The organism is Acinetobacter sp. YH12226 (assembly GCF_013417805.1).
In the GTDB taxonomy this organism is placed as follows: domain Bacteria; phylum Pseudomonadota; class Gammaproteobacteria; order Pseudomonadales; family Moraxellaceae; genus Acinetobacter.
On record NZ_VPDG01000011.1, the window covers coordinates 1 to 13,794 of the forward strand.

The 13,794-nt window shown below is 45.9% G+C and carries 12 protein-coding genes; 8 read left to right on the forward strand and 4 right to left on the reverse strand.

Annotated features, from left to right (window positions below; all coding sequences use genetic code 11):
- Window positions 1-106 precede the first annotated feature (106 nt).
- Both FTV08_RS11120 and FTV08_RS11125 read left to right on the forward strand, forming a co-directional pair.
- Window positions 107-361 (forward strand): hypothetical protein, encoded by a 255-nt coding sequence (locus FTV08_RS11120; protein ID WP_257221193.1) that lies wholly within the window; start codon window positions 107-109, stop codon window positions 359-361.
- 88 nt (window positions 362-449) lie between these two features.
- Complete coding sequence (locus FTV08_RS11125) at window positions 450-773, forward strand: ankyrin repeat domain-containing protein (protein ID WP_180087340.1); 324 nt, start codon at window positions 450-452, stop codon at window positions 771-773.
- A 48-nt stretch (window positions 774-821) separates the two neighbouring features.
- Here the strand turns inward: FTV08_RS11125 and FTV08_RS11130 are convergent, their stop codons facing one another.
- Both FTV08_RS11130 and FTV08_RS11135 read right to left on the reverse strand, forming a co-directional pair.
- Window positions 822-1,373 carry a type 1 glutamine amidotransferase domain-containing protein gene (locus FTV08_RS11130; protein ID WP_180087341.1) on the reverse strand — a complete coding sequence of 184 codons (552 nt, stop codon included), beginning with the start codon at window positions 1,371-1,373 and terminating at the stop codon, window positions 822-824.
- Window positions 1,374-1,740: 367 nt separating this feature from the next.
- Window positions 1,741-2,430: a TIGR04219 family outer membrane beta-barrel protein gene (locus tag FTV08_RS11135; RefSeq protein ID WP_180087342.1), complete on the reverse strand. Its 690-nt coding sequence runs from the start codon at window positions 2,428-2,430 to the stop codon at window positions 1,741-1,743.
- A 134-nt stretch (window positions 2,431-2,564) separates the two neighbouring features.
- Here FTV08_RS11135 and FTV08_RS11140 point away from each other — a divergent pair, with 134 nt between their 5' ends.
- The 4 genes from FTV08_RS11140 (at window position 2,565) to zupT (ending at window position 7,100) form a co-directional block, all read left to right on the forward strand.
- The gene (locus FTV08_RS11140; RefSeq protein ID WP_180087343.1) at window positions 2,565-4,013 is read left to right on the forward strand and encodes an aldehyde dehydrogenase family protein; all 1,449 of its coding nucleotides are present in this window, start codon (window positions 2,565-2,567) and stop codon (window positions 4,011-4,013) included.
- A 592-nt stretch (window positions 4,014-4,605) separates the two neighbouring features.
- Window positions 4,606-6,081, forward strand: coding sequence for a sodium-dependent transporter (locus tag FTV08_RS11145; RefSeq protein WP_180087344.1), 1,476 nt, complete (start codon window positions 4,606-4,608; stop codon window positions 6,079-6,081).
- Window positions 6,082-6,091: 10 nt separating this feature from the next.
- Window positions 6,092-6,202, forward strand: coding sequence for a methionine/alanine import family NSS transporter small subunit (locus FTV08_RS11150; protein ID WP_004647694.1), 111 nt, complete (start codon window positions 6,092-6,094; stop codon window positions 6,200-6,202).
- An 88-nt stretch (window positions 6,203-6,290) separates the two neighbouring features.
- On the forward strand, window positions 6,291-7,100 hold the full coding sequence (gene zupT / locus FTV08_RS11155) for a zinc transporter ZupT (protein ID WP_180087345.1): 810 nt from the start codon (window positions 6,291-6,293) through the stop codon (window positions 7,098-7,100).
- A gap of 70 nt (window positions 7,101-7,170) precedes the next feature.
- Here the strand turns inward: zupT and rsmB are convergent, their stop codons facing one another.
- Together rsmB and fmt are read right to left on the reverse strand one after the other, a co-directional pair.
- Window positions 7,171-8,478 (reverse strand): 16S rRNA (cytosine(967)-C(5))-methyltransferase RsmB, encoded by a 1,308-nt coding sequence (rsmB, locus tag FTV08_RS11160; protein WP_180087346.1) that lies wholly within the window; start codon window positions 8,476-8,478, stop codon window positions 7,171-7,173.
- Complete coding sequence (gene fmt / locus FTV08_RS11165; protein WP_180087347.1) at window positions 8,475-9,437, reverse strand: methionyl-tRNA formyltransferase; 963 nt, start codon at window positions 9,435-9,437, stop codon at window positions 8,475-8,477. The genes rsmB and fmt overlap by 4 nt, the downstream gene beginning before the upstream one ends.
- 408 nt (window positions 9,438-9,845) lie before the next feature.
- Here fmt and ilvD (FTV08_RS11170) point away from each other — a divergent pair, with 408 nt between their 5' ends.
- Together ilvD (FTV08_RS11170) and ilvD (FTV08_RS11175) are read left to right on the forward strand one after the other, a co-directional pair.
- Window positions 9,846-11,675, forward strand: coding sequence for a dihydroxy-acid dehydratase (ilvD, locus tag FTV08_RS11170; RefSeq protein WP_081401186.1), 1,830 nt, complete (start codon window positions 9,846-9,848; stop codon window positions 11,673-11,675).
- A gap of 388 nt (window positions 11,676-12,063) precedes the next feature.
- Entirely contained in the window at window positions 12,064-13,749 is a 1,686-nt protein-coding gene (ilvD, locus tag FTV08_RS11175; protein ID WP_005108266.1) for a dihydroxy-acid dehydratase, read from the forward strand.
- Window positions 13,750-13,794 lie beyond the last annotated feature (45 nt).

Below are 13,794 nucleotides of genomic sequence, written 5' to 3' on the forward strand. Positions count from 1 at the left end.
AGTTCATGCGCGTGTGGCAGTTCTGAATAGATTTACGGAATTAGGTAGACCTCACACCCAAGTTGTCACTTAAATTTGAATGGATTGGGGAAAACTCAGCTTTTGAATGTTTATGCAACAAAGCCATGGTGAAATAAAAGACCTGATGAATAACTTTCTATGTGCTTACCAATTAATTCATAAAATTGAAAACTGGTGGATCATTAACTTTGAAATGGCAATCAATCTAGATTTTACTGATGCTAATTTGGAAGATATAGATATCGATAACATACAATCGGGGAAAAAATTAATGATTGATATGGCTTTGTCAGTGTTATCAGGAAGTGAAGAACTATTAAAAAAATTCAAAAGTAATTAACCAAAGATTTATATATGATCAACTTTCTTGATGTTGACTGGATAAAATCAACCATTTCATAATTAGAAAAATTTTAGGTAATACAATTATGACTATTAAATCATTCTCTCCAATCCCTGAAGATGATGACGAACTGCATCTTCCTGAACTGGTGTACTGGGCATCTCTTGGTGATATTGAACAGGTCGAGCAGGCGCTACAGGAAGGTCTGGACGTCAACTCCGCCGATGAAGAAGGCTATAGCGCCTTACAGGCTGCCGCTGAAAATGATCATCTGGAAGTGGTGAAACTTCTGGTCAGCAAGGGCGCGGATATTGCGCATCGCAGTCCGCATACGGCACTAGAACTGGCAGAAATGGCCGGCAATAAAGAGGTGGTGGCTTATCTGAAAAGTCTGGCCGGTGGTGTCTGAATATAAAAAAGAACCTCAATGTTGAGGTTCTTTTTTTATGGTATGAGCTTAGGCAGCATCGCCTTCAAGTTCTTTTAAGATCGCTTCATTGAAAGCCGGTAAATCGTCCGGATTGCGTGAAGTAATCAGTACCCAGTCACCGGTATTGCAGCGGTGAACCTGTTCATCGACCCATTTCCCGCCGGCATTTTCCAGATCCAGTTTGATGCTCTTATACGAAGTCAGATTCTTGTCTTTAATGCGCTGTGCATCAATCAATGCCCATGGCCCATGACAGATCGCGGCAATTGGTTTGTGATTATCGGCAAAATGCTGAATGATTTTCTGCGCATCCTGATTGATTCTTAAGGTATCTGCGTTGACTGTACCGCCGGGAATCACCAAAAGATCATAATCATTCAGATCGACGTGTTCAAGACTGGTATCCGGCGTATATTGGGTGGCAGCTTTGGTATCACCTTTGACCGTCGCGACATCTTCATTTTTTTCGGCAGCATGAATCACTTCAAAACCTTTGGACTTTAGAAAATTTAAAGGCTCAGTGAGTTCATCATGTTCAATGCCTTGATTGGATGTAATAAAGAGGACCTTTTTTACCATGATTGCTGTTCCCAAAAAATGTGAGGATTTTTAGCTTAACAACAAGGGGATTCTTACAATGTTGGAGTTTTAGCTCGGAACTGTTAAGCAATGATAAATAAAATAATAGGCAGAAAAAAAAGCCCCGACATCCTGTCGGGGCTTTTTCGTATCTCGTGATTTAGGTATAACTCCTGTCGTACCTCACGTCCTGGTGTTGCGATGTTATTCTTGTTTTTAGGTCTTCTGGAGCATCCTGCTCTCTATGTTTATAAAGTAATACACATCCCGGTGGCGCACTAGCAGCAGATTGCGGTTATTGCTGTACGCTTTGGCTTACATCAGCGCAGAGAAATTAAGCTGTGCAAACTTAACCGGTTGTATTGCATTAAAAATGTATATCTAAGCCGATATAAGGGCCTTTAAATTCCAGCTGTAAATCTGGACGTTGATCCTGTTCAAAATCCACTTGCATGATGCGATAACCGATTTTGGCACCGACATCGACCAGCAGATTATCAATGAAATCATATTGCAGTTCGGCTTGTACATCGGTCTTTCGGGTATCACTGCCGTGACTGTAAACCGCTTCTGCTTGGGCACTCAGTCCGGTAAAGGGTAATTTAACCCCGGCTGTTGCATAGAGCAGTGGGCTGTATTCATCCAGATCGTATTGAGTGAAAACTCCGGTCGTCAGGTTTTTCACAGTACCATCCAGATTGGTTAAACCTGCGCCTATATCCGCATGCACAATAGTATCTAGCAATTCATAATACAGAATATAGTCAATATTGTTCAGCTCAATTTCTGAGGCATTGATAAGAGAACTCTGTTCGCTATTGCTGTCCAGATTGACGTATTTAATCTTGGCATTTGGTAACAATGGCACAGGATGTTCTACAGCGACAGATAGCTGCGCTGTACCTTGCCGATCTAGCTCATGCTTGAAATTGTTATCCTGACTATAGCCGTCAAAATCCCAGTAACTGAGATCTGCTTTCACGCCGATTACATCTGCATGACTGAGCGTACTGAGTCCAAAACCGAATAATAAGGTGGTGAGTATTTTTGCGCGCATGGCTCTATTCCCTAAAGCTTTATTAAAATTGGAGGTGTCTGGTTACTTAAAAACATCTTCTTAATATGGAGTAGCAAGTGCATGATATAGAGAATTTCAAAAATGTATATCCTTGGATTTTGCAGGACAATAAGATGGTAGCGAGAAGCACACAACAAGCGAAAGAGTATGCATTATATGTCGCCGGTCAGGCCGTTCAGACGGGTGAATGGCTAGAGGTCAAGCATAAATATAACCACGAACTGTATGCCCGTGTCGCCTTGGCAGATGCCAACACACTGGAACAGGCGATTCAGTCTGCCGTAGACGCAGAAGCCGAAATGGCTGCCTTGGAGCCGTTCCAGAAACAGAAAATTCTGCTGCATTGCGTACGCCGTTTTCGTGAGATTCATGAAGAACTGACCGAAATTCTGATTGCAGAAGGGGGCAAGCCGCGTAAAGCAGCCGAAGCCGAAGTTGAACGTCTGATTAATACTTTCCAGATTGCCGCAGATGCCGTGACCCAGATTGATCAGGGACGTATGCTGCCCTTGGCCGTGACTGCAGCAGCATCCGGCTATCAGGGCATTGTGAAACAGGTGCCGATTGGTGCGGTGTCTTTGATCAGTCCGTTTAATTTTCCTTTAAACCTGACCGCGCATAAAATTGCTCCTGCGATTGCAGCCGGTTGTCCCTTTGTGCTGAAACCGCCGAGTCTAACCCCTATTTCTGCCTTAAAAATTGCTGAAATTCTGGCGGAAACCGATTTACCGCGAGGTGCGTTTTCGGTATTGCCCTGTCCGCGAGAGCTGGCTGATCTACTGGTCACCGATGAGCGTTTTAAATTACTCAGTTTTACCGGTTCCGATGCTGTAGGCTGGGATATGAAAGCGCGTGCCGGTCGTAAAAAAGTGGTCTTGGAGCTGGGTGGCAATGCTGCTGTCATGATTGAGCCAGATACCGAAATTAACGATGCCTTGATTAACCGTCTAATTGGCGGGGCGTATAACCATGCCGGACAGGTGTGTATCAGTGTGCAACGCATTTTGGTGCATCAGCAGATTTATACTGAAGTGAAGGACAAACTGCTGGCGAAACTGAAAACGATTAAAGCCGCTGATCCGAATCTGAGCACAACCTTGGTTGGTCCGATGATCAAGGAAGATGAAGCCAAACGCCTGAAAAAATGGCTGGATAAAGCCGTGAAAAAAGACGCGAAAATCCTGATTGGAGGCGAATTGAATGGTGTGATGTTCGCACCGACCTTGCTGGAAAATGTAGACCACAGTCTGGAAATCTACCGTGATGAAGCCTTTGGCCCGGTGGCAATTCTGGAAGCGTATGCTGATTTCGAATCCGGTATTGCCTGTATCAACCGCAGCCGTTTTGGCTTGCAAGCTGGAGTGTATACTCAGAATCTGAACAAGATGCTGTATGCCTGGGATCATCTGCATGTCGGCGGTGTCATTATCAATGATATTCCGTCTTTCCGGGTCGATAACATGCCTTATGGCGGGGTCAAAGATTCAGGTCTGGGTCGTGAAGGAATTCAGTCAGCCATTCGCGATATGCAGGAAGAGCGCATGCTGGTGATTAAAGCCTAGGTTCAGAATATTCAATTCATCGCTTCGATATCACAGGTGGCTGGTTTTTAAATCTGCATGTGATATCTGAGCCGGTTTTTAGGGAGGTTAAAGTTCCATGAGAGACTTTGATTTCCCATATTACGGCTTGGTCACGCGCCTTACTACAAGCCGTTTCATCATCAAATAATGATCTAAAAACAGATGCTGGATTGGAGTCTTGGAATACATTTTTTGAAACAGCGACCCTGTAGTAAAACTTAAGAAAAAATATATTCCAAAAAGTTTGTCAATATATAACTTGTTTAATCTGGCCTATTTCGGAGAATTATTGAACGCTTAATTCGAATAGATTATAAATAACGAATATTTTAAGCAGAATTTACAGAAAAAATTTAAAAAAGTCAGTATTGTTGAATCATCTACAAGGTCAGTTTTTCGATCAGACTTTAAGCAAGATGTAAGACCTACTGACCTGTTTGTACATTAGAATTCGACGCCCACAAGGTGCCCTCTAATTCAAACACCCAAAATTATTGAAAATGCTTCTTTTTTTGCTTGCGCCATAACCATAACAAGCAGCATCTAAAGGGGTTAAAAGTTTAGGTGTTCTATGACAGAAACTCGTGAGAATTGGTCCGCACGATCAGGATTCATTATTGCAGCGATTGGTTCCGCCGTTGGCTTGGGGAATATCTGGCGTTTCCCTTATGTTGCCTATGAAAATGGTGGCGGGGCATTCCTGATCCCTTATCTGATTGCGATTTTCGCAGCAGGTTTACCTTTATTGTTTTTAGACTATGCGGTCGGACACAAGTTCCGCAAAGCGCCGCCTATGGCCTATAAAAAACTCATGAATGCCGAATCTCTGGGTTGGTGGCAGGTCATGGTCACTCTGGTGATCGGGATTTACTATGCCAGCGTCTTGTCCTGGGCCGGCAGTTATATGTTCTATTCCTTTGGACAGCAGTGGGGCACAGATACCCAAGGCTTCTTCTTCAATACTTACCTGCAAAATGGTGAGGGTCTGACTCTCGGTTTTGTACCTGTGCTGTTCTTTGGTCTGGTGGTCGTTTGGGCAGCAGTCATGCTGATTCTTTACGGTGGAGTACGCCGTGGGGTGGAACTGGCGAATAAAATCTTTATGCCATTGCTGGTGATTTTATTCACGATCCTGGTGATTCAGGCAGTCCGTTTACCGGGTGCAGTCGATGGCTTAAATGCTTTCTTCACACCAAACTGGGAAGCGATGACCAACTATAAAGTCTGGTTAGCTGCTTTTGGTCATATCTTCTTCTCATTGTCAGTGGGCTTCGGGATCATGTTGACCTATGCGTCTTACCTGAAACGCAAAACTAACCTGACCGGTTCCGGGATTGTGGTGGCATTGGCCAACTCGTCTTTTGAAATTCTGGCGGGTATTGGTGTCTTTGCCGCGCTTGGTTTTATGGCGTTCAGCTCAGGTGCGAAAGTTGAAGATGTAGTATCTGGCGGTATTGGTCTGGCCTTTATTGCGTTTCCGAAAATCATTTCCAGTTTAGGTGCAGGTGGTGACCTGTTCGGTTTCCTGTTCTTTGGTTCATTGACGGTTGCTGGTATTACCTCGATGGTCAGTATCCTGCAAGTTCCGATTGCTGCGTTCCAGGACAAACTGGGCTGGTCAAAGAACAAGTCAGTGACGATTATTGCTGGTGGTTCAGCAGTGATTTCTACCCTGATGTTCTCGACACATAGTGCCATTACCTTTGTCGATATCATCGACTACTTTGCCAATAACATCGGTATTGTCGGTGGCGGTCTGTTATCGATTATTCTGTTGTCGTGGTTCCGTCGTCCGTTAATGAAACAGCTGGAAGGCCATGTGAACGAGTTTGCCAGCGTGAAACTGGGTGCCAGCTGGAACTTCATGCTGACGGTGATCACGCCGTTGTCATTATTGCTGGCATTGGGCTTGACCCTGAAATCGATTATGGCAGAAGGTTATGGTGGCTATGCTGCCAGTACCCTATGGATGGTAGGTGGAGGAGTGATGGCATTCTTTATTCTGGGTGCCATTCTGTTCAGCCTGATCAAAGACCGTCACAGCTAGGAGAGCGACTATGAATACATCTGCACTAATCATGATGATCATCTCCATCGTTTTATTATGGGGTGGTCTGGTACTGGCTGTGATTCATCTGGCAAAAAATCCGGAAGAACCAGAAGACTAAAAATCTTCACATAAACCTACTGTTACCATAAATGGAAGTCATTATCATCCTTGATGATAATGACTTTTTTAATGGCTGATGCTTTGACATGATTTCCGTTTCAGATGGACAAGTCTATACAGCCTTTGCCGTGACTTTATTTGCCGGGCTGGCCACCGTAGTGGGTGGGGGACTGGTATTATTCTTAAAAAAACCTAATTTCCGTTTGCTGGCCTTTGGTTTGGCCTTTGCTGCCGGTGCCATGATCTATGTCTCTTTAACCGAAATTCTGAACAAATCGATCGCGTCCTTTAGTCTGGACTTTGATGAAAAAACCGGTTTTGCCTTTGGCACTTTTGCTTTTTTACTGGGCGTAGTTCTGGTGTTGTTGCTGGATCGCTTTGTGCCGAATCCACATGACACCATTGAAACCCATTCTGCCAAGGGCGTCAGTTCACCCCAATTACTGCGTACCGGCATGCTGACGCTGTTTGCGATTAGCGCACATAACCTGCCGGAAGGACTGGCGACGTTTTTTGCCACGCTGGAAAGCCCGGCTTTGGGCGCACCGTTGGCGGTGGCAATTGCGATTCATAATGTACCAGAAGGCGTCGCGATTGCCTTACCAGTGTATATGGCCACCGGCCGTAAAGATTATGCGCTCTGGGCCAGTCTAGTTTCCGGACTGGCCGAACCACTGGGTGCAGCCTTGGGCTATTTTATTCTGGCGCCTTATATGAGTGAAACCGTCTATGGTCTGATCTTTGGGATAATTGGCGGTGTGATGGTTTATCTGGCGCTGGATGAATTATTGCCGACGGCAAAACGCTATTCTGAAGGGCATGAAACAGTCTATGGATTGGTGAGCGGCATGGCGGCATTGGCCAGCAGTCTGGTGATTTTTAAGTTTATTCAATAAGCCATATATTCACTAAATCACGCGCCATAAAAAAAGCAGCTTAGGCTGCCTTTCATTTTAAACGCATGACTTATGCAGTTTTTTCTATACGGCAATAGAAGAAGCCATCGCCTTGATCTGCTTTCGGCAACAACTGACGACCGTGAATCTGTTCGATGCCCCAATCGGCTTCGATCTTGATTTCTTTGGCATCGGCATGTTGAGCAAAGAATTCGACCATCTGCTGTTCGTTTTCGGCTTTCAAAATTGAACAGGTGATGTACAGCAAAGTACCACCGACTTTCAGTTGCTGCCACATATTTTCCAGAATCTGCTTTTGCAGCTGTACCGTTTGCGGAATATCTGTGGAATGACGCAGTAAACGGATGTCCGGATGACGACGGATCACACCAATTGCAGAACACGGTGCATCCAGCACGATACAATCCACCGGCTCCGGCGCTGTCCAGGTGATCGCATCAGCCGCGATAATTTCAACGTCGGCATATTCAGTTAATAGTAAACGTTCCAGATTTTCTGCCACACGGACTAAACGTTTGGCATCTTGGTCAATGGCATACAGTTTTTTCGGACTATATTTTTCCAATATATGCGCAGTCTTACCACCCGGAGCGGCGCAGGCATCGACCACGACTTTGCCTTCAAGGTCAGGAAGCAAGGTCGCACACAGCTGAGCATGTTCATCCTGAACCGAGAAACCGCCGGCTTCATAGCCCGGCAGGTTCGGAATATGGACATTCTGTTCCAGAACGATGCCAACTTCAGAAAGAGTACAGACACGTGCTTCATAGCCTTCTTCTTCCAGAATTTCCAGATATTCATCACGGCTAACTTGGTTGACATTGACACGCAAGGTGAGCGGTGCAATCTGTTTCAAGTCATGTGACAGTTCGGCAAGCTGTTCCGGCCAGTCTTTCTTTAAACGCTTGTAAAGCCAGCTTGGCAGGCCATGTGCCTGATTTAAAGCCAGATCAAATTCTTCTGTTTCACGTGAAACACGACGCAGAACGGCATTCACCAGACCGCTTAAAGGTTCAAAACCGAGCTGTTTGGCTGCAGTGACGGTTTCTGAAATTGCAGCATGCGCCGGAATACGGGTACATAAAATCTGATACAAACCCAGATATAAGCAGCTTTCTAAAGCCTGATTATCAAGAGGTTTGGTTAATAATGGCAGGGTAATGGCTTTCAGGCCGTGCCACTGACGTAAACAGCCCAAAGTTAACTCGTGATATAGACCACGGTCACGTTCAGACACGATGTTGATATGTTGATTGAGTACAGAAGCAAGTGATTGGCCGTTTTGTACAGCCAATAGGGTTTTTACAACTTGCGCGCGCAAATTCAAGTTTTTAGCTGATGATTGAATTTGGCTCATGCGAATTTATATCCTACCGATAGTTTTTGAGTTTGATTAATTTGAACAGCATTCAGGGCTTTGCCGCCTGGCCATTGCAGATTGGTGATGCAAATAGCATGTTGATCGCCACACATCACATGCACGCCGTCTTTATCCAGGGCAATCACTTCACCAGGCAGGGCATTGCTTGTCTTTTGCGTGGAAAGCGAGGAATTCCAGATGCGTAAATTGTTGCTGTCATCCAGTGGAGTAAATGCCACCGGCCATGGATTAAAAGCACGAATATTACGGTCAATGGCTGCTGCAGGCTGGGTCCAGTCAATTTGTGCTTCAGCTTTTGACAGTTTATGCGCGTAAACCGTCAGGCTTTCATCCTGGACTTCGCGAATCTCAAGATAGTGCTGTAAGGTCTGTTCCGATTCAAGCACGGCCACAATCGCCTCAGCACCTTGCAGCGCCAGTTTGTCATGCAGGCTGGCAGAAGTATCCTCGGCAGTAATCGGACATCGTGTTTTATACATCATATCCCCGGTATCCAGACCGGCCGCCATTTTCATAATGGTCACGCCCGTTTCGGTATCACCGGTAGCAATGGCACGCTGAATCGGGGCTGCACCGCGCCAGCGTGGCAACAGGGAACCATGAATATTCAGGCAACCATATTTTGGCGTATCCAGAACCACTTGTGGCAGGATCAGGCCATAAGCCGCTACTACCATCACATCTGCATTTAAGGCTTTAAGTTCCGCTTGCGCTGCCAGACCTTCTTCAGTCGAAGATTTGAAGTGAAGCGGTTGGTAGACCGGAATATTATTTTCTAAAGCCAGCTGCTTGACTGCAGAAGCTGTTAGTTTTTGTCCACGTCCAGCTTTGCGGTCCGGTTGAGTATAAACCGCCACAATTTCATGATTGGTTTTGAGCAGCGCAGCCAATGCAGTCGCTGCAAATTCTGGTGTGCCTGCAAATATTATCTTCACACATGAAATTCCAAATAAACTTAAAGCGTATTATAAGCCAAAAGCCAAATTTCAGCCTAATCGTTGCAAAAACTTATCGGATAAGGCCTGTGAGTGCTTGAATTTCAGTGGAATTTTTATATAAAAAAAACTCATGCAAATTGTAAAAATTATTCATGAAAGTTTTGTATTGTCCTGATGATGATGGCGGTATAGTAGATTTCATTAAGAAATTTTTATCGTCAGATCATCCAAACCTCTCTATAGACATTTTTGCCTGCATCTACACCCAGAAGGCCATCTTGTAAATCAAGGGCTTGTAGTATGATAGGTTTAAAATTCAACTGATTTAAGCTCCTTGTCAGTATGATTTAGCCAGAGTGGATCTGCCCGATTCATTGCAAGCTCAAACTTTGTTGGAAATATAAAATGCCTGACTATCGTTCAAAAACATCGACACACGGAAGAAATATGGCTGGCGCACGCGGTTTATGGCGTGCTACCGGCATGAAAGATGAAGATTTTGGTAAGCCGATTATTGCGGTGGTGAACTCGTTCACCCAGTTTGTACCAGGTCATGTGCATCTTAAAGACCTGGGTCAGCTGGTGGCACGTCAAATTGAGGCGTCAGGCGGCGTGGCCAAAGAATTCAATACTATTGCGGTCGATGACGGCATCGCGATGGGTCATGACGGTATGTTGTATTCATTGCCTTCGCGTGACCTGATTGCAGACTCGGTCGAGTACATGGTCAATGCCCATTGTGCCGATGCGATGGTGTGTATCTCGAACTGTGACAAGATCACCCCAGGCATGTTAATGGCTGCGATGCGCCTGAACATTCCGGTGGTATTTGTCTCTGGCGGTCCAATGGAAGCGGGCAAGGTCAAAATCCGTGGCAATGAAAAAGCCATTGACTTGGTTGATGCCATGATTGTTGCAGCAGATGACAGCTTCACTGATGAAGAAGTCGCAGAATACGAACGTTCAGCTTGCCCAACCTGTGGTTCATGTTCAGGCATGTTCACTGCAAACTCGATGAACTGCTTGACTGAAGCACTTGGTTTATCGCTTCCGGGCAATGGTTCAACGCTAGCAACCCATGCCAACCGTAAAAAATTATTTGAAAAAGCTGGTCAACTGATTGTTGAATTGGCGAAACGTCATTATGAACAGGAAGATTACAGCATCTTGCCACGTTCAATCGCAACCAAAGCGGCATTTGAAAATGCAATGACTTTAGACATTTCTATGGGTGGTTCAACCAATACGGTTCTGCATCTGTTGGCAGCAGCACACGAAGCTGAAGTCGACTTCACGATGACCGACATCGATCGTTTGTCACGTAATGTGCCGGTTCTTTGTAAGGTTGCGCCGGCGAAGCAAGACGTCCATATGGAAGATGTACACCGTGCCGGCGGCATCATGTCAATCTTGGGTGAACTGGATCGTGCAGGCTTACTCGATACATCTGTTCCAACTGTTCATGAAAAAACACTGAAAGATGCCTTGGATAAATGGGACATCATCCGTACTGAAGATGAAGAGGTGTATCAATTCTTCAAATCTGCACCGGGCGGTGTACCAACGCAGACGGCATTCTCGCAAGACCGTTATTATGCACGCTTAGATGGCGACCGTGACAATGGCGTGATCCGTAATGCAGCCAATGCTTTCTCGCAAGATGGTGGTCTGGCGGTACTTTACGGCAACATCGCACTAGAAGGCTGTATCGTAAAAACAGCAGGTGTGGATGATTCAATCCTGAAATTCAACGGGACTGCACGTGTGTTTGAAAGTCAGGATGCTGCAGTTGAAGCCATTCTTGGCGGCAAAATCACTGCGGGTGATGTTGTGGTGATTCGCTACGAAGGTCCACGTGGTGGTCCGGGCATGCAGGAAATGCTGTACCCGACCAGTTATCTCAAATCGAAAGGTTTGGGTAAAGACTGTGCACTTTTAACAGATGGCCGTTTCTCGGGTGGTTCATCTGGTCTGTCGATTGGTCACGTGTCTCCTGAAGCAGCGGAAGGTGGTGCGATTGGTCTGGTTGAAGATGGTGACCGTATCGAAATTGATATTCCAAACCGTACCATTCACCTGGCAGTGGATGATGCAACCATGGCAGCACGTCGTGAAGCCCAAGAAGCCAAAGGCTGGCAGCCTGCTGAACAGCGTCCTCGTAAAGTGTCTAAAGCACTCAAAGCGTATGCGATGCATACCACCAGTGCCTCGAAAGGTGCAGTACGTGATATCTAATTTGTAATTTTACAGATTTAAAAAGCACTCCAGATGGGGTGCTTTTTTTTATTTGAAATTTATAGATTCAATAAGACGGGGTCTTAAAGGAAATTGTTTAATTGCAGTTTATAACCTTCGGTTCGACCTACTTTTGTTTCGGCAAAAGTAGGCAAAACCACTATCATCTGCAAAACTCGTCCGAAACTAGTATTTTTCACTTATATCGCAGAAACAGTAAATATTAATTGTAGTCCTGCCTCGGACAGTTGCAGATGACTTTGGCATGTATCGAATATTATAGAAGCAGCTGAAAGCTGTATTGCTTTGTTTTAATTCTATACAATGTCCTTAAAATAAATTGTCCAAGACTGACGCTTAAAATTGGTCATCGCCCAGGAAGAGAATAATGAGTAAAGATAATATCCGCGAGCATTCAGCCCCCGTTTATGAAGGCATTGAAAATGCACCGGCGCGTTCCATGATGCGTGCTACCGGTTTTAAAGATGCCGATTTTAAACGTCCATTTATTGGCATCGCTTCGACCTGGGCCAATGTCACGCCTTGTAATATGCATATTGATGGTCTGGCCAGAACTGTAGAACAGGGCGTGAGTGCTGCGGGTGGCAAGGGCATTATCTTTAATACCATTACCATTTCAGATGGTATTTCCAATGGTACGGAAGGCATGAAATATTCACTGCTATCACGGGAAGTGATCGCAGACTCCATTGAAACGGTCGTGGGTTGCCAGGCTTATGATGGAGTCATCGCGATTGGTGGCTGTGATAAAAACATGCCGGGTTGCATTATGGGACTGGCACGTCTAAACCGCCCCGGTCTGTTTATTTATGGTGGAACCATCAAACCCGGCGAAGGCCATACCGACATGATTTCGGTATTTGAAGCAGTCGGTCAATATGCCAAAGGTGAAATTAACGCGATTCAAGTCAAGCATATTGAAGAAGTATCCTTGCCGGGTCCGGGCTCTTGTGGCGGCATGTATACGGCCAACTCGATGGCCTCTGCAATTGAAGCACTCGGTATGAGCTTGCCGGGCTCCTCGGCACAGGAAGCGATTTCGGATGACAAGCAAATCGACTGTGCCCGTGCCGGTGAAGCAGTCATGAATCTGTTACGACTGGATATCAAGCCACGTGACATCATGACCAAGGCTGCTTTTGAAAATTCGATCAAGGTCTTGATTGCGCTGGGTGGTTCGACCAATGGGGTACTGCATCTTTTGGCTATGGCACATACCGCAGGGGTGGAACTGAGTCTGGATGATTTCGTGCGGATTGGTAAAGATATTCCGGTGGTGGCTGATGTGCGTCCATCGGGGAAATATTTAATGTCAGAACTGATTGCGATTGGTGGGATTCAACCACTGATGAAGCGCATGCTGGATGCCGGCATGCTGGATGGGTCCTGTTTAACGGTCACAGGTAAGACGCTGGCAGAAAACCTGGCCGATGTGCAGGACTATCCGGAAGGTCAGCAGATTATTCTGCCTTTTGATGCGCCCGTGAAAAAAGATTCCCATCTGGTGATTTTGAAAGGCAATCTGTCGCCGAAGGGCGCTGTGGCCAAGATTACCGGTAAGGAAGGTCTGCATTTTGCTGGCCCGGCACGGGTCTTTGAAGGCGAGCAGGGTGCCATGCGCGGGATTCTGGATGGCGAAGTCCAGCCGGGTGAAGTGGTGGTGATTCGTGGCGTCGGCCCTAAAGGTGGTCCGGGCATGCCGGAAATGCTGAAACCGACTTCTGCGATTATTGGTAAAGGTCTGGGCGCTTCGGTGGCTTTAATTACTGACGGACGCTTCTCTGGCGGCAGTCATGGTTTCGTGATTGGTCATGTGACGCCAGAAGCTTATGAGGGCGGCCCGATTGGTCTGGTGCAAAATGGTGATCAGATTTCGATTAATGCCGAAACTCGGGAAATGACCTGGCATGTCGCGGAAGAAGAAATTGCTGCACGTCAAGCGGCCTGGACCAAACCTCAGCCAAACTATACCCACGGTGCGCTGGCCAAATTCGCCAAACTGACTTCAGGGGCAGAAACCGGGGCGGTCACTGACCTGAATCTTGACCTCTAATCCATTGTTAAACATTGAACATTTGCTTATGACTTGATATAAGTT

What these genes read in the sequence shown, in the direction of transcription:
- FTV08_RS11120 (WP_257221193.1), top strand. Translation starts at nt 107, where the DNA reads ATGTTTATGCAACAAAGCCATGGTGAAATAAAAGACCTGATGAATAAC.
- FTV08_RS11125 (WP_180087340.1), top strand. Translation starts at nt 450, where the DNA reads ATGACTATTAAATCATTCTCTCCAATCCCTGAAGATGATGACGAACTG.
- FTV08_RS11130 (WP_180087341.1), bottom strand. Translation starts at nt 1,373, where the DNA reads ATGGTAAAAAAGGTCCTCTTTATTACATCCAATCAAGGCATTGAACAT.
- FTV08_RS11135 (WP_180087342.1), bottom strand. Translation starts at nt 2,430, where the DNA reads ATGCGCGCAAAAATACTCACCACCTTATTATTCGGTTTTGGACTCAGT.
- FTV08_RS11140 (WP_180087343.1), top strand. Translation starts at nt 2,565, where the DNA reads ATGGTAGCGAGAAGCACACAACAAGCGAAAGAGTATGCATTATATGTC.
- FTV08_RS11145 (WP_180087344.1), top strand. Translation starts at nt 4,606, where the DNA reads ATGACAGAAACTCGTGAGAATTGGTCCGCACGATCAGGATTCATTATT.
- FTV08_RS11150 (WP_004647694.1), top strand. Translation starts at nt 6,092, where the DNA reads ATGAATACATCTGCACTAATCATGATGATCATCTCCATCGTTTTATTA.
- zupT (WP_180087345.1), top strand. Translation starts at nt 6,291, where the DNA reads ATGATTTCCGTTTCAGATGGACAAGTCTATACAGCCTTTGCCGTGACT.
- rsmB (WP_180087346.1), bottom strand. Translation starts at nt 8,478, where the DNA reads ATGAGCCAAATTCAATCATCAGCTAAAAACTTGAATTTGCGCGCGCAA.
- ilvD (WP_081401186.1), top strand. Translation starts at nt 9,846, where the DNA reads ATGCCTGACTATCGTTCAAAAACATCGACACACGGAAGAAATATGGCT.
- ilvD (WP_005108266.1), top strand. Translation starts at nt 12,064, where the DNA reads ATGAGTAAAGATAATATCCGCGAGCATTCAGCCCCCGTTTATGAAGGC.